Raw genomic sequence first — 19,565 nt, 5'->3', positions numbered from 1 at the left:
CCTGAGCCAGGATCAAACTCTCAATTTAAAAGTTTGTGACTCATTACTGTTTTGTTACTCTAAGAGTAACTCAAAGAATTGCTGGTTTATTTTAAAAACAAGTTTTACTTATCTTTACCTCTGTTTAATTTTCAAGGATCATGCCGCTTATCTTAGCGACTTTTACAGTTTAACATTTGAATTAAAGTTTGTCAAGAAGTTTTTTCATTTACTATATTGTTCCTGACAGCTTTATTATATTACTACAAATGATTATTAGTTGTCAACACATTCTGTTTTCAACCTTTTGCCGCTTGCCTCAGCGACATGTGTTATCATACCACTATTATTTCTACTACACAGATATAATTTGCTTTCTTATTTAAAATTATACTTATATTATTAACTTTTTCTCATAATTACTTTAACTTTATTATATTGACACTCCAGACTCAGTTTTCCTTGTAATTAAGATGAGAAATACATTTTAAGCTTTGTTCTGTCAAATAACTTTAGTAAAAAGAAGGCAGTAATCCTGCAAACTGCCATTCTCCTTTTCTGTTTTTAATACACTATTAAATTAATTTGTAAGTTGTTAACGCTCTATATTATTTGAAATAAAACACTAATGGCTAACAGCTATAACCCTTATGATTCATTCTGCAGCATTTTTAAGTAAACTATTAAAGTTTACTGTTGCTTTCTCTAATTTCCTGACGCATTATTACATTAGTTATTATTTGCAACCAGTGTTAGCTCTAGATATATATATCAGAGAACTCAATATTTATTCTTTCTACTTTGCTAGTATTTTCTATATTGTTTTCTTTTTGATTTTTATGATCTAAAACCTTGGCAGGGAGTTCAACATAAAAACAACTTCCTTTTCCAGCTTCACTTTCTACCCACATCTTTCCCTTATGTAGTTCCACTAAAGACTTAATTAAAGCGAGTCCTATACCACTGCCTTCTCTATTTCTTTTAAAGGATTTATCCACTTGAACAAACCTTTCAAATATTAATTCCTGTTTTTCTTTTGGTATGCCAACCCCAGTATCCCTTACTAAAATAACTATCTTATCCCCCTTATCATGTATATCAACATAAATAGTTCCTTTTTCTTGAGTAAATTTTACTGCATTAGAAAGTAGGTTAAGCATTATTCTTTCTATGCTATTTGGGTCGCAACTTATAACTTTTTCCTCAATATCAGTATCAAAAATAAGTTCTATTCCCTTATTTTGAACATATTCACCTACAGAAAGTGTTATGTCTTCAACAATGCTTATAATGTTATAGTTTCCAAAAGTCACATCAAAGTGACCAGAATCAATTTTAGTTATATCTATAAGATTATTTACTAGTCTTATTAGCCTATACACATTTTGATACATTAATGATATGTAGTGTTTTAACTTAGAACTATTCATACTCTCATCGCTGCTAATAACTAATTTGCACATCTGTAGTGCAGTAAATATTATATTTAGTGGTGTTCTAAATTCATGAGATAAATTAGCAAAAAATTCTGTTCTTAGGCTCTCATACTCAATAGCATCCTTTAATAACTTAGTCTTTTCTGCAATATCTCTACTAAGTTCTTCCGCCTTTCTTCTTTCTGATATATCTCTTGATACCACTAGTATAGAATCTTCTCCGTCATAGGGGTATATTGCAGCGGTAGTTTCTATATCTAATAATTCATTATTATATTTTTTTATAAACTTTTCTTCAGTTAAAGGCATACTTCCCTTTTCATATATCAAATCAAACTTTTTATCAAATTTTTCTTTATAATCTGGATGAACTTCTAAAAAATCAGAAACACTCTTTCCTATTAAGTCGTCTACACTACTTGCACCTAAACTCCTTGCCCCTGCCGGATTAGCGTATAAAAACTTCTCTCTAGTTCTTATGTATATTGAATCTGGAATAAGTTCTACGAGACCTTTATACTTTTGTTCACTTTCTCTCAGCTGGTTTTCAACTGCTCTCCTTTTATTCATATCCCTTATAAGAGTTTTATTTATATCCGTCAATTCCTTTGTTCTGCTTCTAACTATATACTCTAAGTACTCATTATTTTTTTGAAGAGCTGCTTCTGTAGCCATTTGTTTAAGCCTGCTAACTGCCATATCTGACATTAGCTCTGTTAAACACCTAAAGTAATCCAGATAATCTTTAATTTTTTCTTCTGTTACAATTGGTATTTCCTCAACAGCATCCAAATAATCTTTTTTATTAACTCCTAATTCATCAGCTTGTCTTTCAAAATATTCTAAATCAGGTTTACACTTAAGAAACTGACCAAAACTTAAGTTACCTATATACTCTCCCCTTATCATTATAGGGGTACAAGCTTCTACTAGTCCATTTCCACAGATGTATTCCGTATAGCTGCCTTCACTATAATTACAATCTACAGCTTTTTTATTTCTCAAACAATTCATTAAAGCCTTTGGATTTGATGAATGAAAACAAGTGCAAATTCTAGTTTGCCCTGAACTTATGATGGTATTGCCATTTGCATCTAATATTGCATATGGAACCTTAGTCAAATTGTAGAACTTATCCATAAGCTTTTGTAACTTTTCCATATCTAGTAAATTATCTAATTTATACATCAACTTGCCCCCAATCTCTATAAAAGCAGTTTGTATTCTATTTTTTAGTGTCTCATCATTGCTTATAAGTATATTGTTTATCATCACCTGACTTTATTCAACCTTTTTAAGAAAATATCCTTCAATTTTTTATACAAATTATAAATCAATTTATTGTCACAGCCTAATGATAAATTGATAAACTAAATATATAAAGATAAATAGGGTGTGGTTCAATGGAAGATATTAATAATTCAAATAACAGTAATACTAGTTCAAATATAATCAATAACAACATTGACAATACTCATAAAAATATACAAAACATTAATAACATCATAAAGACTAGTAGCAACAGCGATACTAGTGGTGAAGATAATAACAGTAGCGATACGTCCAATAGTGATAAATGTAGTAGTGATGATACAAAGCCCTGTCAGAGATCACCAGATAATGATTCTAATAATAATAATAATAATAATAATAATAATAATAGCCCTTCCAGTATCTCCAACGAAAACACCGTTAAAGATACTAATACAAATTTACAAAACATAAATACTATCATATTATCTGGTATCGAAAGTGCAAAAAATCTTCAAAATGGAATCTCACAAGGAACTTCAGAAGATCAAACTTCTCAATCCCCTGATACTTCTATTAGCGATAGCATTGATAAAGCTTCCTCAACTCTTCAAAATATCAATAATATTAAAGAGCAACTAGCTAAATTAGATTTAAATCCTAGAGAATCTCTTTACTTTGACAATTGCATTAATCCATTGCTAACAGTGTTAAATCAGCTTAGCAGCACTTCCGTTAATCTGGCTACTAGCTCTTATTACTTATCAACCTCTATAATTACACATGGTAAAGAGTCAAAACTTAAAGATACTATACACCTAGTTTATGATATTAATAAAGAATGTGAGGATGTTTATGACGTTCTGGAAAAAAGAATAGATGCGCTATTAGAATTGGCTAAAAAATGCTCATGCTTAGATCACTTTTAAGCATGAGCATTTTCAACCTTTTTTAAACTCATTTTTAATATACATCCTAATTTATTTTTTAGTTGTTATATTCTCTGCTTTATACTCCTAAATATGCCCTTTTTACCTCTTCACTTTCCTTCAATTCTTCTGTAGTTCCCTGGAGCGTAATTTTTCCAGTCTCTAAAACATATCCTCTATCCGCTATAGCTAGTGCCATTTTTGCATTCTGCTCCACTAGAAAAACTGTAGTTCTTAATTCTTGATTTATTTTTTTAATAACCTGAAATATCTCCTTCACAACTATAGGTGCCACCCCCATAGAAGGCTCATCTAAAAGCAGCAACTTAGGCTTTGCCATAAGCCCTCTTCCTATTGCAAGCATCTGCTGTTCCCCACCACTTAAAGTTCCTGCATACTGTTTTTTTCTTTCTTCAAGTCTAGGGAATATATTGTATATTTCTTTTATTTCATTTACCAGTTTGTTCTTTTTTTCCTTTCTGCAATAAGCTCCTATCTGCAGATTTTCCTCTACTGTAAGCTTAGAAAAAACTCTTCTTCCTTCTGGCACTAAAACAACTGATTCTGAAACCACCTTATGGGCAGGAATTCCTGTTATATCCTTCGAATTAAAGATTATTTTTCCCTCTCTTGGTCTTAACAGTCCTGCTATAGTCTTTAGTGTAGTGGTCTTCCCTGCTCCATTTCCACCTATCAGTGTGACAATTTCTCCCTCTCTAATTTCTAAAGATACTTCCTTTAGTGCCTGTATATTCCCATAGTAAGTTTTAACATTCTGAACTAAAAGCACTTTCATCTACCTCCTTGCCTAGATAGGCTTCTATAACTTCTGGATTACCTGCTACTTCTTCTGGTTTTCCATCTGCAATCTTAATGCCGTGATTTAAAACCACTACCCTATCAGATACATTCATAACCAAATTCATATTGTGCTCTATAACTAATACAGAAATACCTCCACTTCTTATAGCACGAATTAAGTTCATCATTCCCTTAGTTTCTTCTATGTTCATTCCAGCAGTAGGCTCGTCGAGTAATAAAAGACTAGGTTCGTTAGCTAATGCTCTTGCTATCTCAAGCTTTCTTTGGTTTCCATAGGAAAGGTTTTTTGATATTTCATCCTTATACTGTTCAAGTCCTACAAATTTTAAAAGTTCTATACTCTTATCTGTAATATCCTCCTCCTCCTTAATTACCCACTTGGGCTTTAATATAGCATTCCAAACACCGGCCTTTGATCTTGTATATCTTGCCATCTTCACGTTATCAAGCACAGATACATTGCCAAAAAGCTTAATATTTTGAAAGGTTCTAGCTACACCCTTATAAGCTATTTTATAGGGCTTAATACCAGTAGTTTTTTCTCCATTGATAAAAACTTCTCCAGAAGTAGGTGTATACAAGCCGGAAATAATATTAAAAAAAGTGGTCTTTCCTGCACCATTAGGTCCTATAAGGCCTACAATTTCCTTTTCATCTATATGAAAATCTACCTCCGATACCGCACATAAACCACCAAAACTCTTAGTAACATTTTTTGTTTCTAATATAGCCATTAAATCACCTCTAAATATTAATTAGAAACTCTGAGCTGGCTTTAAAATAGAGTTTCTTTCTTCATTTAACTCTACATTTCCTTACTAACATTGCCACTAACCTTTTTTCTCTTTAACTTAAATAATGAATTATCTCCAAAAAGTCCTTGAGGCCTATATCTCATCATCATAACCATAAGCAAGCCATAAATAAGTATTCTATAATCCTTAAGTCCTCTCAAAAGTTCTGGTGCCATACTTAAAATTACCGCTCCAATTATAGAACCTTTTATACTTCCTAAGCCACCTATCACCACCATACTCAATATTGTTGCTGACTCCATGAATCCAAAGCTGTCTGGACTTACATAAGTAAAATAATGAGCAAAAAGAGTACCTGCAATTCCTGCATACATAGCACCTATTGCAAAGGCTAAAACCTTATATTTAGTGGTATTAATTCCAAGGGTATCTGCTACAGTTTCATCCTCTCTTATAGCAATTAGTGCCCTTCCAAATCTAGAGTTAACCATTCTCTTCATAACAAAGATAAGAATTACTATAAGAGCAACTTCAAAAACAAAAAATCCAAACATTCCCAAGCTATGATTAAATAATGACACTGGCTTTATGTTTCCAATTCCCATTGGTCCTCCAGTTATTTTTAAATTTAACACTAGAGATTGAATTATGAGACCAAGTCCCATTGTTACTACTGCCAGAAAATCTTCTTTAACTCTGAGACTTGGCAAGCCTAATAATGCACCAATAACCCAGGTAACCACTGCTGCAATAGGAAGAGTCATCCATATGGAATAACCAAACTTAGAAGATAATATAGCTGCAGTATAAGCACCGATAGCATAAAAGGCTGCGTGTCCTAAAGAAACTTGTCCCGCAAAACCTATGGTTAGGTTTAATCCTAATGATAGTATTACGTATATTCCTGCTACCACTAATACATTGATAAAGTAAGAGTTAAGTATATCCATGAATTGTCACCTACACTTTCTCTATCTTCTTACCAAAGATCCCTGATGGTTTAATAAGAAGAACTAGAATCAAAATAATGAAGGCAAAAGCATCCTTGCCTACAATAAAGTTTCCTAGATATCCATCTGCAAAGGATTCAACTATACCAAGAAAAAGTCCACCGATAATTGTTCCTGGTATACTTCCAAGTCCGCCTAGTACAACGATAGCAAAAGCCTTCATTCCAGGCATAGAGCCCATGGAAGGATACACTGCATTAAAATACAAAGCAACTAAGGTTCCAGCAACTCCAGCTAAAGCAGAGCCTATTATAAAGGTTACAGATATGACCTTATTTACACTTATGCCCATTAAGCTAGAAGCATCAAAATCCATGGATACAGCCCTCATTGCTATTCCACTTTTGGTCTTTTTTAAGTATAGATGAAGAATAATAACAAGTACTGCTGCAACTACCATTATGTATATTTGATAGTTTGTTATAGAAACCCACTGTGAAATATTATAGGTTTTTATGGGAGCTATCCCCTCTTGTGGAAAGGCTCTTGTTTGAGATCCATAAATAATTCTATATACATTTTCCAAAACTATAGCCATTCCAATACCGCTTATCAATGCAGTAATCTTAGGTGAATTTCTTACCGGTTTATATGCAAAAAATTCTATTAGCCATCCAAAAAAGGCTGATACAATCATAGCAGCAATTACTGCAATAAATATGCTGCTGTGAAGTAAAGTAATGCAGCTTACTGCTGCAAAGGCTCCAGCCATGTAAACTACACCATGAGCAAAATGGAGCAATTCTAATACCCCATAGATCATTGTGAGACCTATAGCTATTAGTACGTAAACACTACCAACGGTTATTCCATTAAAAAGCTGCTGAAAAAACATATACTCCCCCCTTTTTAATGGGGAATAAAGTATGAAAAATCTCCTTCATTCCCCATTAAACTATACCTGTAAAATCAACCTTTATTTCTAAGCATATATCCTATCTGTACTCTATTTAGTGTATTCCTGACTCTTTACATAAACAAATTTTCCATTTTCTACTCTGCTAAGTATAACTGGTTTGATAACTTCGTTCTTTTCATCAAAAGAAATTTTTCCTGTAACTCCTTCAAAACCCTTTGTTTCTGAAAGAGCTTTTCTTATAGCTTCTTTATCTGTACTATTTGCTCTCTTTATAGCATCTGCAAGCACAAGTACTGAATCATAAGCTTGAGCTGAAAGCATATCTGGCTCTTTATCAAACTTTTCCTTATAAGCCTTTATAAAATCCTGTACCATAGGTCTTGGCTCTTCTCTAAAGAATGGAGTTGTAAATACTACACCTTCTACATTCTTTCCGCCAAGTTCAGTTAACTTTGGAGAATCAAATCCATCAGAACCAAAGATAGGTACTGCTATTCCTAACTGCTTTGCCTGAGTACAAATTTGAGCAGCCTCATTATAATAGGAACCTATATATATTGCTTCTGGGTTCTTTTCCTTTACTGCTGTAAGCAATGCCTTAAAATCTTTTGTTCCATCTACAAAATTTCTACTGATAACTACCTCTCCACCAAGTTTCTTAATCTGATTCGTAAAACCTTCTGCATTTGTATTACCGTAGTCATTATTTACATTAAGTACTGCTACTTTCTTTAGATTTTTTTCTTTAACTGCATATTCTGCCATAGCAGCTCCCTGTGCTGGTCCTGCATATATAGTTCTAAATATATAGTTTCCGCCCTCAGTTATTGCAGGATTTACAGCATATGCAACAACCATAGGTATTTTATTTTGTTGTACTACCGGTGCCACCGTTTTACTTGGAGTGCTATAAGAACCACTTACTAATGCAGATACCTTTTCCTGCTGTATCATCTTAGTAACCACATTCATTGCCTCAGGCGCCTTAGCTTGATCATCCATTGCAACTAGCTTGATTTGCTTTCCAATTACTCCACCTTTTTTATTTATTTGTTCTACTGCAAGCATTGCTCCATCCCGTGCTTGGGTACCATCTGTAGCAGCGTCTCCGGTGTATGGGCCAAAGGTTCCTATCTTTATCTCCCCTCCTCCACCGGCTGAGGAACTTGTACTAGTTGAACATCCTGCAAAAGTGCTTGCCAAACCTGTGATTGCTAAAACTGCAATCACCTTTAATAGATTTTTTTTCATTAAAATCCCCCCTATTTTCAATCCATTATATATATTCTAAAGGAATCAGAATAATACTTAAGATATACTATAAATTCTATATATTACTTAATTTTCCTCCAGTTATTTTAAAAATATTTCAAATTATCAAAAAACTTTTAAAAAATTATTATAATAATTTAATCACCAAAAATCTGATTTTTCATATACTAAATATATAAAGAAATAATTTTAGGTTATTAGTGGAAGACTAACTTAAGCATTAATATTTTATTTGCAATACTCTATTATTTTGTATATATTACCCCCACATAGCTTTTCTTAATTTTCCCTATCACCTCCAAGCTTTAAGTACTGTATAGTACTTAAAACCCTATTCTAAATAATTTAGCCTGTATTCTCTCCCCAGTGAATACAGGCTAAGTTTTTTAATTATTATTTATCACTAACTTTTTCTTCAATCTTCTGCCATATCTCTTCATCACTTTTTTCATTCAGAACCCTATACTTATTACCCCTGATGGATGTATCAAACTGACATATGGCTGAATATACACAGTACTTACAAGAATCTCTATTTTTACTCTTGCAAGGACTTAAATCTATGTTTCCTTCTAGTATCTCTTCGCAAAGAGAAGCAATAGTATCTTTAACATACTTTCTTAAAAGCTGAAACTGTTCTAAGGTAGCCACAGAAGATTTAGATTTTGAAATTGTCCCATCTTTTTTTACTGTTACCGGTATAATATCTGAACTTTTTTCTAGCTCCTTATCCATTTCTCTTATAACCTCTAGGTTATCTAGCAAAAGACCGTTCATCTTTAAACTTTTCATTATTCTTTCTTCTATTTCATTATCTGATAACTCCCCATTTACTTTTAGTATTGGATCATCTAGCTTAAAGTAAAAAATCCCCCCTGGTAGAGCTTCCTTATCTATTCTTTCTTCAAGTTCTGTAAGTATAGCATCTAAATATATCAAGAGTTGCATTTGGAAACCATAGTATACATCAGATAGCTTAAATTCTTTAGCTCCTGATTTATAGTCTATTATTCTTAAGTAGGTAGCGGCTTCTTCCTTCATATTATCAACTCGATCCACTCTACCAATAAGACTAACAACTTCTCCTGAGTGAAGTTCTACAGAAATAGGAGGAAAGTCCCCTGAGTTACCAAAGGATAGCTCATAGCCAACAGGTGTAAACCCTCCTCTTTTTATGTGCTCTGTAATAAGCCATACTGACCTAGTAAGTATTCTTTTTAAACCATTAGTAACATGACCGTATCTTTTTGAACTATTAAGTATTGACCCTGGAATTTTTCTTAAACTTTCATTTACAATTACTGAAACTTTCTCTTCACACCATTGCCTATTTATATCATTCCAGTCTAATTCCTCTTCTTTAAGCTGAGATGAGAAATTCTGAAGTATGTTATGCATGAAACTTCCTAAATCTGGTGACGTTAAACTATAGACCTTTCTCTCCTTTGCCTTAAGTCCGTATTGTATAAAATATTCAAAGGGACATTCTACAAATTTTTCAAGTCTCGAAACACTTATATTCATATGTTTGCCGTAAAGTTTTCTCACCTTTTTAGTATCTGAGATCTCTGCTTCGTTTTTGTAATTAAAGCCACTTAATACCCTTTGAAGGTTATCACTCCATTCCTCATGATTTCTATACCATCTATAAACCTCAAGCCATAGAGGGGTTATATAACTTCCCTCTCTATTCTTCCTAAGGCTTGACACAAACTGACTAAAGGTAGCTTTCGGACCAGCTATAGCTCTCATAATATCGTAGTCATCATTTTTTTCCATTAAGCTGCTTTCCTCTTTTAAGTCTGGAAATATCTTTTTTAGTCTTGATATTACAATGGATGGTCTTTTAGTTTTACCGTCTTCGTCTCCTATTGGATAACTTAACTTTAAATATTTACTGCTCATTGTTAATGTGGTATAAACTAAAAATTGTTCTTCAAAAGCTCTGCTTTTTGTATCCTTTACAATTTCCAATCCTCTTTCTCTTAAGCCCTCTCTATCACTGTCTGAAAGCACTCCTTCTGCAGGAATTACTGCTGGAAAAACTCCATCATTTACTCCAATTATATAAAGAGCATTTATCTCATGACTTTTTAACCTTGTAACACTTCCTACAAGAACCTGATCAATAGCAGGTGGAATTACGCCTATCTCATATTCTTTAAAGCCTGTAGAAAGAATTTTTGAAAATAGATCAACACTTACAATTTCATCTCCAACAATCTCCACTATTTGATCCAGCATATCAACTACTATATCCCATATTTGGTTATATTCATTTGCCTTATCAAGCTCTCCAGCTTCCTTAAATTCTTCAATCCAACCTTGAACCTTTTCCGGAATGCCTAGGTTACATAAAAATCTATATAAACCTTCACAACTCTCTCTGCCTCTTTTTCTGCCCTTTATACTGAGACCTAGATTTATAAGAGGCTCTCTTACTTTTTCTCTTATAGTATTTATTCTTGCTAAAAATTCCTCTTCAGACTGAGATAGTTCATCATCTTCAAAACCATAATTCAATCTAAAATCCCATTTTTCCTCCAAGGTCCATCTGTTACCTTTAATACCATTGGAAAGCACATAGTTCTCCAAAATGTCTATTTCTTCATTTTCTAAGTTTAATAGTCCAGTTTTAAGGTATCTAAATACAGATTCATAAGACCAGTTTCTAGCTAATATTTCTACAGCTGATATTATTAGCACTACAATTGGGTTATGGTCTATTTCCCTTTTTTTATCTATAAAGTAGGGTATATTGTATTCTCTAAATACTGCTCTAACTAAACTCTCATAGCCATCTAGGTCACCACTTACCACTGCAATGTCTTTAAATCTAAATCCTTTATCCCTGCAAAGAGTAACTATATCCCTTGCTGTTTCCTCTATCTCAACATATTTATTTAAAGCTTTAAGGATATGTATATCCGCAGTTTCTCCTTTGCAAGCTTTATAAGGATAAGAAAATAGGTGAGCTTCTAAATGCTGAAGTTCATTGCTATCTTTAAATCTATAACAAGGACTACATTTTAAAGCTAAGGGTTTTTCATATTTTACATTATTATTTTTCACTAGTTCTAAAAGCCTTTTTTCAGTGATTTTAGTTTGAGAAAATACATCAGTGTTATCTACTACACCATCCTTTGTTAAATCATCTTCACATAGAGTTATGCTAACTCTCTTAGCCTTCCTTAAAAGTTTTTCCAAAATACAATATTGTTGTGGTGTAAAGCTAGAAAACTCATCTACCCAAATTTCTGCTTCATCAAATATAGGACACTTATCCAACTTCTCTATTAGCATGGTTAACTCGTCTTCTTCATCTATGTATTTTTCATGCAGTGTTTTTTCAAACTGATTAAAGATTAAAGTTATATCCTCAAGCTTATTTCTCAAATATTGATTTTCTATCCTCTCTGCAGTGCTCTTTAGAGTATCTGTGGTTATATTGTATCTTTTAAATTCAGTTATAATATCAGAAACTGTAGTAATAAACCCTTGCTTTTTAGCTGCCTTTGAAAAAACTTTAAATTTATCATTGTTTTGCTCCATTATTCTATGAATAAGCATACTTTTCCCTGCATTGTTTATATGCTGTCTAGTTAGTCCTCCTACCTCGTTGAAGACAATGTGAGCCATTCTTTTAAAACTCAGAACCTGCGCTTTAAGCATTCCTTCTTCTCCAACGGCCTTTATAAGGTTTTTCTGAGCTTGAAAGGAGAACTGCTCCGGCACTAAGAGTATTAGAGGATCAGTACACCCCTCTTCTATTCTCTTTTTTATACTATTTAAACAATAATGGCTTTTACCACTGCCTGCTCTTCCGTATATAAATTTTAATCCCACCTGTTTTGCCTCCCAACAATCTTGTTTCTATAAGTATTAATAATATTATACTCTAAAATTCACCACAGCACTTTTATTAATTTATAAGTAAACTAAAACATCATTCTTTTGTTAAGCACAAAAGCAGAGCATGTAATTTTTGCTCTGCTTTTTTCATTAAACACTACTTTTCTCTTCTTCAGTTATTATTTCTATTCTTTCTAAAAGTTCTTCTGTGAGTTTCATCAATTCATCTGAATCCTTTGACTCCGCATAAACCCTGCAAAGCGGCTCCTCTGCATCTGGTAAAACTAGAGCCCATCCCCCTTCATAATTCAGTTTAACACCTTCTATTAAATCTACTGACTTAGAATTATTCTCCTCTATCAGATTTCTCATTAATCTTCCCTTCATGTTCCATGGACATTTTACTTCTTTTTTAGCTATATGGTACTTAGGAATTTGTGCTAGTATACTTGAAAGAGGAAGATTACTTGAAGCCATTAAATTAAGGATTAATGCACATACGCTTATGCTGTCTAAGGTCATTAAATAAGCAGTAATTATTTCCCTTTTACTTATATTTTTTTCATTCTTTAGTAAAGTATCAATGATACATTTTTGTGATGTTTTAGTTCTTATAAACTTACACCCGCACATTTCAGCTACTTGCTCCATTGTTGACGAAGCGGTAACGGGCACGACTAAAGTTTTAATATTTGAAGACTTTAACATAACAAGGGCATTTACTGCATCAAATAGCTCATCCTTTATTATATTACCTTTCTCATCTACTAACACTGCCTCTTCACACTGATCATCAATTTTTATTCCCAGATTAGCATTGTTCTCAACTACTTCTCTTTTCAATCCTAAAAGATTATTATATTCATCATAAACCTTAACATTTACCCTAAGCTCCTGGAGCAGGTCTTTAACTATTCCTAGTACCATAGGATTTTTAATACTTAGAATAACTTTATATTTTTGATTTCTTATATTGTGAACTCCTAATATATTTATAAGCTGTCTTGTATAGTACTCTAAGCAATTGTACATATGGTTTATCTGTTTAAAAGTATCTGTTTTCACTCTTCTGAAATCTTCTCTTATAAAACTATTTTCAATTTTTCTTTTTAAATTTTTATCTATATCAAGCCCTTTTCCGTCCATAAATACTATATGAACCTTTTCAGCATTATCACTATCTATTGAAACATGAATGCCGCCTTGTGCTCCAAAGAACATAGTAGCCTGCCTGGTTAAAGCTCTCGGCATTCTCTTTAAATCAAGAACCTCCATTCCCATAGACTGCAGTCCTGTAGCAAGAGAATATTTAAACATCTGGGAAGCACCATTATCACAACAAGCTATAGCAACCTTTGAATCTGCTTTTAACAAAGATCCATAGGCAGATCCAAGCTTTGACACAAATTCTGGTGTTATATCTACGTTAACCTCTCCAGTTATGCCTCTCTTACCAAATAAAGAACTTGATAACTTTTCACCCCAAATTACATTTTCTTTAACCACAGTACTAGCTTCAATCACTTTATTAGGCCATATTTTAATACCTGGTTTGATAAGAGCCCTTTCCTTTACCAGAGTATCATCTCCAACTGTTGCTTCTTCAAAAACTGAAGCCTTTGCCTCTAATTGAACCTTCTTGCAAAGAATAGCCCCCCTTACCTGAGCATTTTCTCCTACATAACAATTATCAAAGACTACACTTCTTTTAATAGTTCCATTGCTAGATATTATGTTATTTTTACCTAGAACGGTATAAGGTCCTATCTTTGCTCCACTATAAATTTTTGTTCCACTGCCTATATAAACCGGTGTAGATATTTCAGCTTCTTCACTGATTTCGCAATTCTCACCACGCCATATGCCGTCCTTATATTTTTCTCCTTTTATTTTTACTTTTACTAATCCTTTTAATATATCAAAATGACATCTTATATATTGTTCAATATTACCGATATCGCACCAATACCCCTCTGCTACATAGCCAAACATAGGCTTTTTATCATTTAAAAGTAATGGAAATAGGTCGTTGCTAAAGTCAAACTTCTGATTTTGTTCAAAATAACTAAATATTTCTGGTTCAAGTATATATATCCCCGTATTAGCTTTATCACTAAAAACTTCGCTCCAGCTTGGTTTTTCAAGAAATCCCTTTATTCTCCCATTATTATCTGTCACAACTACACCAAATTCAAGCGGTACCGCCACTTCTTTTAATACTAAAGTAGCTATAGAATTATTTTGTTTGTGGAAAGCAATAGCCTTAAATAAATCTATATCTGTTAAGGCATCACCACTTATAACAATAAAGGTATCATTTAGGAAGCATTCTGCATTTTTAACACTACCTGCAGTACCTAAAGGCATTTCTTCTATAAAGTACTTTATATTTACTCCAAAATCTCTTCCATCACCAAAGTAATTCATAATTTCATCTGGCAGATATTGAAGTGTTACGCCTATATCAGTTATTCCACTATTCTTTAAAAGCTCTACAGCATATTCCATAACAGGCTTATCCATAATAGGCATCATAGGTTTTGGTATATTACAAGTCAATGGTCTTAATCTTGTGCCTTCTCCTCCTGCCATTATAATAGCTTTCATAAACTCTCATCCCCTCTTAAACATCATAATTAAAATCTATGTCTCTTGCTCCAAAGGCTGCCTCAAAACTCTTCTCAGTAGTCTCCTTCATCTTATTCTCTATTTTATCCTTAGCATTAATAATACTATCTTCTGTTTCTATAGTCTTTGAAGGTATACTATCTACCTCATCTAGCGTAACATTTGATTTAATCCTTAGGTTTCTCCTTAGCTTCTGAATAGTATATACCTTTCTCTCTTTGGTGCCTTTTATCTCCCATTCAGTTCCTTTAGTTTCCTCTCTAACCCAGTTATACATAGCTTCTGTAGTTTCAGCTACTTTGCTCCATGTATAGTTCTCATATACTGTTTTTAAAGCATTTTCTCTAAGATCCTTTGAAATTTCCTCATCATATAGAAGTGTAGTTATATTATCTGCTATACTTTCAGAAGATCCATTAATAGTCTTTAATCCATTTATTCTATGCTGTACTATTTCCCCAAGACCACCGGTATCAGAAACCACTACTGGACAGCCTGCTGCCATAGCCTCTAGCGCTACTATGCCAAAGGGTTCGTAAAGAGATGGAAATACTGCTGCATTAGCTACCCTATAAAGTTTATCTCGATCTTCATCACTCATGTATCCAGTAAATAGAACCTTATCCTCTATCCCCATCTGTCCTACCCTGCTTTTCAATTCTTCTGTCATTGGTCCCATTCCCGCTATAACAATCTTGGTGTTATTATACCTGTTAATTATTAAAGGAGCGGCCTCTATAAGAAGATGTATTCCTTTTTCAAATACGTGCCTTCCTATGTAGAAAACTATCTTTTCTTCATCTCTAGCATAGTTCCTTCTAAAATTCAACCAATCAAAATCAAAATTGAACTTCTCTGGTTCTACTCCATTTGGAATAACCCAAATTTTTTCCCAAGGTACTGCAAATAAGTCACTTACTTGATGTCTCATATAGTTACTGCAAGCTACTGTCTTCCAAGATTCATAAGTTAGAAGCCATTCGGTGGAAGATATGTATCTCTGCATATCTGTTCTTATACCACCGTTTCTGCCATATTCTGTAGCATGAATAGTACATACCATTGGAATTTTAAAGGACCATTTTAAACTTTTAGCACTATAGGCTGATAGCCAATCATGAGCATGTATCATATGGAATTTTCCCTTTGCCATGATAAGTCTTGTAGCCTCTTCTATCATTGCAAAATTAAGCTGCATAACCCATTTTGTAAAGTCATTAGTATCTATTTTATAAGGTGTAACCCTATGCACAAAAACTCCCTTGTCATTTTCCTCTACAGGAGCTGTTCCCTCCTCACAGGTAATAACATGTATTTCATGTCCCATATTGCTTAAGGCATGAGATAAATAGTAGACATGGTTAGATAATCCCCCTACATTTTTTGGCGGGTATTCCCAAGAAAGCATAAGTATCTTCATTTTTAAATCCCCCTGAAACTTTAGTTTAAATTTATAATATTTTTTAAATAACTTATTTATGAGAGGAAAGGAGAGACTATTTTCTTCCCTTACCTCTTGCATTCTATTCCTTATTGAATTTTTTGTGACATTATTTATATAACTTTTCGTAATATTCCTTTATCATTCTGTCTGCTGAGTACCTATCAACCATTCCATTTATAGCTGCTGCCATCATATCAGTCCATCTTTTACGGTCATTATAGTAGGTCTTTAATACCTTGTTAAATAATACATCATATAAACTTTCTGCATCATGCTTATCTTGAAGTTTTATGTCGTCAGAAACAAAGCCTCCTCCTATCTGCCAACCGGTAACTTCATCCCAGCAAGCTTCAGGCCACCAACCATCAAGGGTACTTAAATTCAGAACACCATTGATTGCAGCCTTCATACCAGAAGTTCCACAGGCCTCCTTAGTGACCCTAGGGTTATTAAGCCACACATCTACTCCTCTAGTAAGAAGTAAAGCTTTATTCATATTATAGTTATCTAAAAATACTACGGAATTTGGGTACTTTTTTTCTATACTTAGAATGTGTTTTATTATTTCTTTACCTGAAAAATCTAAAGGATGGGCCTTTGTAGATATTATTATCTGTACATCTCCAGTGCTTAATAGAGGTGCTATTTTTTCTTCATCTGTGAATATTAAATCTCCTCTTTTATAAGGAGCAGCTCTTCTTGCAAATCCAATTAATAACTTGTTTTTATCTAATTTTATACCTTTTTCTTCTTCTATAAAATCTATAAGTTTTTCTTTGTTATCCATGTGGTAGTTCCAAAGATTCTCTCCTCGTCTGCAGGCATCAATTAGTACTTTATCTCCCCAGGTTCCTAGATGTACTCCGTTAGTAATACTAATTATTTCACTTCTTCTATCAATAGATTTCCACATTTCATTAGCAGTTCTCCCATGAAGCATTGATACTGCATTAGATTTTTTCGATAATCTAAGTCCTGCAGCTGTCATATTGAAGGGTTCTCCTCCTATTTCTTTAACTAAATATTTATCAAGACCGTTAAAAGCTCCCATATACTCTAATATATTAAGACTGTGAAACTCATTTCCTTCCCAAACCGGTGTGTGTGTTGTAAAAACAATTTCCTTTCTTGATTCATTCCATGCGTCATAAGGATTATATCCTCTTTCCCTTTTTTCTCTTATGAGCTCAAATCCTGCGAAAATTGCATGACCTTCATTGAAATGAAAAATATCAACATTTTTATTTAACGCTCTTAAAGCTCTAATTCCACCTATACCAAGAATCATTTCCTGAGCTATTCTTTCTTCCTCAAACCATCCATATAATTGACCTGTTATCCACCTATCTGCATTTTCTGGCAAATCAGTATCTAAAAGATATAGTTCCGAATTTCCATAACAATCAACCTTCCATACCTTACAGCAGACATCTCGACCTCTTATATTAACCTTTATTTTAACGCCAGTATCCTGCAAAAAATCATACTCATTATTATAAAAAGAATCTACAATCCTTCCATCTTTATCGATGTGTTGTTCTACATAACCTTGTTTCCATTTTATCCCTATTCCTACCACTGGTAAGTTATTTTCTTTAGCAGCTTTTAGATAATCTCCTGCAAGTATACCAAGACCTCCTGCATAAATCTTAAAGCTTGGATCTAAACCAAATTCCATGGAAAAATATGCAACCTTTGGATTACTATTTTGCATTCTTATAACCACTCCTTATGCTACTATTTTTTATGAATTATTTTCCATTTATTTATAGCCATATACATAATTATAAAGATTTTATTACTAAAATCAACCATTTTTACGATATTTTCTTTTATATTTCTTTAAAATAGACTTTTATCCTTAAATAAGACTCGATATATTTTAATTGCTTCATTTTTCTCTTAATTGCTCATTTTTATACCGATGTATATTTACAATATATGACTATTTTTTTTAGCATTTTATGTTTTTTATTGATATATAATAGAGTTTTTTATCCTGTAAACGTTATGTAAAAATACTGAAATATGAAAGTTTATTTTTAAAACATAATCATTTAGCTTAAAATATATAAAAATAATACAGTGTATCTTATATTGTGATTATAGTTATCTTTTTTCGACTACTATATCTATAATAGGAAATGCAAGTTTTCCACCATAAAATAATAGAATATTGGTTTCTCCTAATCTGTTCTTTTATAAACTCCAGCTAACTTTCTTATGTTGCTCTTATGGTTATATTTACTGTAAATAAAAAAGAAAGCGATGGAATTTATATTTCCTTCACTTTCTTTTCAGTATTATACCTTATTCTAATGTTTTAAAAACATAACCGTTAGCTTTTAAATATTCTATAATTTGAGGCAGAGCTTCAACAGTTGTCCTTTTGCCAGGAGCATCATGCATTAAAATAATTAACTCTTTCTGTCCCTGGGTAGTTTCCTTAAGCCTTGATATTAATCTTTCTACAGAGGCTGATTGAACTTCCGCATCTCCATTTAAAGCGTTCCAATCTACATAGTGATAGCCATGATTCTCTGCTGCCCGTTTATAGGCTTGTCTACCAAATGATCCACCTGGAAATCTAATTAGAGTTTTATTATGTTCTCCAATTATAGAATTCACCACTTCAGTGCCCTTCTCTAAGTCTTTTATAAAAATTTCCGGTGATGAATAAATGTAACCATAGTTATGAGAATAAGTATGGTTAGCAATAACATGTCCTTCTTCTTTTTCTCTTTTCAAAAGCTCTGGGCTCTGTTCTGCCATTTTTCCAATAACAAAAAAAGTAGCCTTAACATTGTTATTTTTTAATACATCTAATATATGGGGAGTTATATTTTGAGTTGGACCGTCATCAAAGGTTAAATAAGCAATCTTATCGCCTTTTGCTGGTGCATCTTGAGGTTTATTCTCCTTGACCTCAGCTGTTTTATCTTGTCCACTTTTCTTATCACTGTCACCCTTATTTTCATTTTTTGTCTTGCCTGCTTGTCCATTATCCTTAGAAGCCTGGATATTAGAACTTACATCTGACTTATTAGATGTAGATACTATGTTAATACTTGATTTAGACCTCTCAGCAAATTTAAAACCTGCAGCAGAAGATAATGAAAATAATATTATAATACCTAATACAATTCTAATAAAGCCTCTTTTGTTTTTTTTCATACTGCCCATCCCCTTAGATTTTATGTATTCTATACCTACATTTTATCAGTTATAATTCCATAATTCTACTAAAGAAAACTACAAAAGACTACATTTACACTGAGGTTTCGGTACTAAACTATACTATGTTTATTCTTTTCCCAGTTATACTACT

General features: G+C 32.8%; 12 protein-coding genes. 1 reads left to right on the top strand and 11 read right to left on the bottom strand.

The window, feature by feature from the left end; genetic code table 11:
- Window positions 1–737: 737 nt before the first annotated feature.
- A complete protein-coding gene (locus N4T77_RS15675) occupies window positions 738–2,603 on the bottom strand; it encodes a PocR ligand-binding domain-containing protein (protein WP_261672776.1) in 1,866 nt (621 codons plus the stop codon).
- Between the two features lie 215 nt (window positions 2,604–2,818).
- Here N4T77_RS15675 and N4T77_RS15670 point away from each other — a divergent pair, with 215 nt between their 5' ends.
- A complete protein-coding gene (locus N4T77_RS15670) occupies window positions 2,819–3,595 on the top strand; it encodes a hypothetical protein (RefSeq protein ID WP_261672775.1) in 777 nt (258 codons plus the stop codon).
- A 79-nt stretch (window positions 3,596–3,674) separates the two neighbouring features.
- On the opposite strand, the gene N4T77_RS15665 is transcribed toward N4T77_RS15670, so the two are convergent.
- The 10 genes from N4T77_RS15665 to N4T77_RS15620 all read right to left on the bottom strand — a co-directional run bounded on the left by N4T77_RS15665 (window position 3,675) and on the right by N4T77_RS15620 (window position 19,411).
- Complete coding sequence (locus N4T77_RS15665) at window positions 3,675–4,385, bottom strand: ABC transporter ATP-binding protein (RefSeq protein ID WP_396125144.1); 711 nt, start codon at window positions 4,383–4,385, stop codon at window positions 3,675–3,677.
- Entirely contained in the window at window positions 4,363–5,151 is a 789-nt protein-coding gene (locus tag N4T77_RS15660; RefSeq protein ID WP_261672773.1) for an ABC transporter ATP-binding protein, read from the bottom strand. The genes N4T77_RS15665 and N4T77_RS15660 overlap by 23 nt, the downstream gene beginning before the upstream one ends.
- Window positions 5,152–5,222: 71 nt before the next feature.
- Window positions 5,223–6,122, bottom strand: coding sequence for a branched-chain amino acid ABC transporter permease (locus N4T77_RS15655; protein ID WP_261672772.1), 900 nt, complete (start codon window positions 6,120–6,122; stop codon window positions 5,223–5,225).
- 10 nt (window positions 6,123–6,132) lie between these two features.
- Window positions 6,133–7,017 (bottom strand): branched-chain amino acid ABC transporter permease, encoded by an 885-nt coding sequence (locus N4T77_RS15650; protein WP_261672771.1) that lies wholly within the window; start codon window positions 7,015–7,017, stop codon window positions 6,133–6,135.
- A 111-nt stretch (window positions 7,018–7,128) separates the two neighbouring features.
- On the bottom strand, window positions 7,129–8,292 hold the full coding sequence (locus N4T77_RS15645) for an ABC transporter substrate-binding protein (RefSeq protein ID WP_261672769.1): 1,164 nt from the start codon (window positions 8,290–8,292) through the stop codon (window positions 7,129–7,131).
- 414 nt (window positions 8,293–8,706) lie between these two features.
- Window positions 8,707–12,159, bottom strand: a complete 3,453-nt coding sequence (addB, locus tag N4T77_RS15640) for a helicase-exonuclease AddAB subunit AddB (protein WP_261672768.1) — start codon at window positions 12,157–12,159, stop codon at window positions 8,707–8,709.
- 156 nt (window positions 12,160–12,315) lie between these two features.
- Window positions 12,316–14,772 (bottom strand): sugar phosphate nucleotidyltransferase, encoded by a 2,457-nt coding sequence (locus N4T77_RS15635; RefSeq protein WP_261672767.1) that lies wholly within the window; start codon window positions 14,770–14,772, stop codon window positions 12,316–12,318.
- 16 nt (window positions 14,773–14,788) lie between these two features.
- Window positions 14,789–16,213 (bottom strand): glycosyltransferase family 4 protein, encoded by a 1,425-nt coding sequence (locus N4T77_RS15630; RefSeq protein ID WP_261672766.1) that lies wholly within the window; start codon window positions 16,211–16,213, stop codon window positions 14,789–14,791.
- 130 nt (window positions 16,214–16,343) lie between these two features.
- A complete protein-coding gene (gene glgP / locus N4T77_RS15625) occupies window positions 16,344–17,951 on the bottom strand; it encodes an alpha-glucan family phosphorylase (RefSeq protein WP_261672765.1) in 1,608 nt (535 codons plus the stop codon).
- A 596-nt stretch (window positions 17,952–18,547) separates the two neighbouring features.
- Window positions 18,548–19,411, bottom strand: coding sequence for a polysaccharide deacetylase family protein (locus N4T77_RS15620; protein ID WP_261672764.1), 864 nt, complete (start codon window positions 19,409–19,411; stop codon window positions 18,548–18,550).
- Window positions 19,412–19,565: the final 154 nt, after the last annotated feature.

This window comes from Clostridium sp. CX1, assembly GCF_025398335.1.
Lineage (GTDB): Bacteria > Bacillota > Clostridia > Clostridiales > Clostridiaceae > Clostridium_AM > Clostridium_AM tanneri.
Note: the sequence above shows the minus strand (reverse complement) of the source record. Positions and strands in the feature narration are given on the sequence as shown.

What these genes read in the sequence shown, in the direction of transcription:
- N4T77_RS15635 (WP_261672767.1), bottom strand. Translation starts at nt 14,772, where the DNA reads ATGAAAGCTATTATAATGGCAGGAGGAGAAGGCACAAGATTAAGACCA.
- N4T77_RS15660 (WP_261672773.1), bottom strand. Translation starts at nt 5,151, where the DNA reads ATGGCTATATTAGAAACAAAAAATGTTACTAAGAGTTTTGGTGGTTTA.
- N4T77_RS15650 (WP_261672771.1), bottom strand. Translation starts at nt 7,017, where the DNA reads ATGTTTTTTCAGCAGCTTTTTAATGGAATAACCGTTGGTAGTGTTTAC.
- N4T77_RS15670 (WP_261672775.1), top strand. Translation starts at nt 2,819, where the DNA reads ATGGAAGATATTAATAATTCAAATAACAGTAATACTAGTTCAAATATA.
- glgP (WP_261672765.1), bottom strand. Translation starts at nt 17,951, where the DNA reads ATGCAAAATAGTAATCCAAAGGTTGCATATTTTTCCATGGAATTTGGT.
- N4T77_RS15620 (WP_261672764.1), bottom strand. Translation starts at nt 19,411, where the DNA reads ATGAAAAAAAACAAAAGAGGCTTTATTAGAATTGTATTAGGTATTATA.
- N4T77_RS15675 (WP_261672776.1), bottom strand. Translation starts at nt 2,603, where the DNA reads ATGTATAAATTAGATAATTTACTAGATATGGAAAAGTTACAAAAGCTT.
- N4T77_RS15645 (WP_261672769.1), bottom strand. Translation starts at nt 8,292, where the DNA reads ATGAAAAAAAATCTATTAAAGGTGATTGCAGTTTTAGCAATCACAGGT.
- N4T77_RS15655 (WP_261672772.1), bottom strand. Translation starts at nt 6,122, where the DNA reads ATGGATATACTTAACTCTTACTTTATCAATGTATTAGTGGTAGCAGGA.
- N4T77_RS15630 (WP_261672766.1), bottom strand. Translation starts at nt 16,213, where the DNA reads ATGAAGATACTTATGCTTTCTTGGGAATACCCGCCAAAAAATGTAGGG.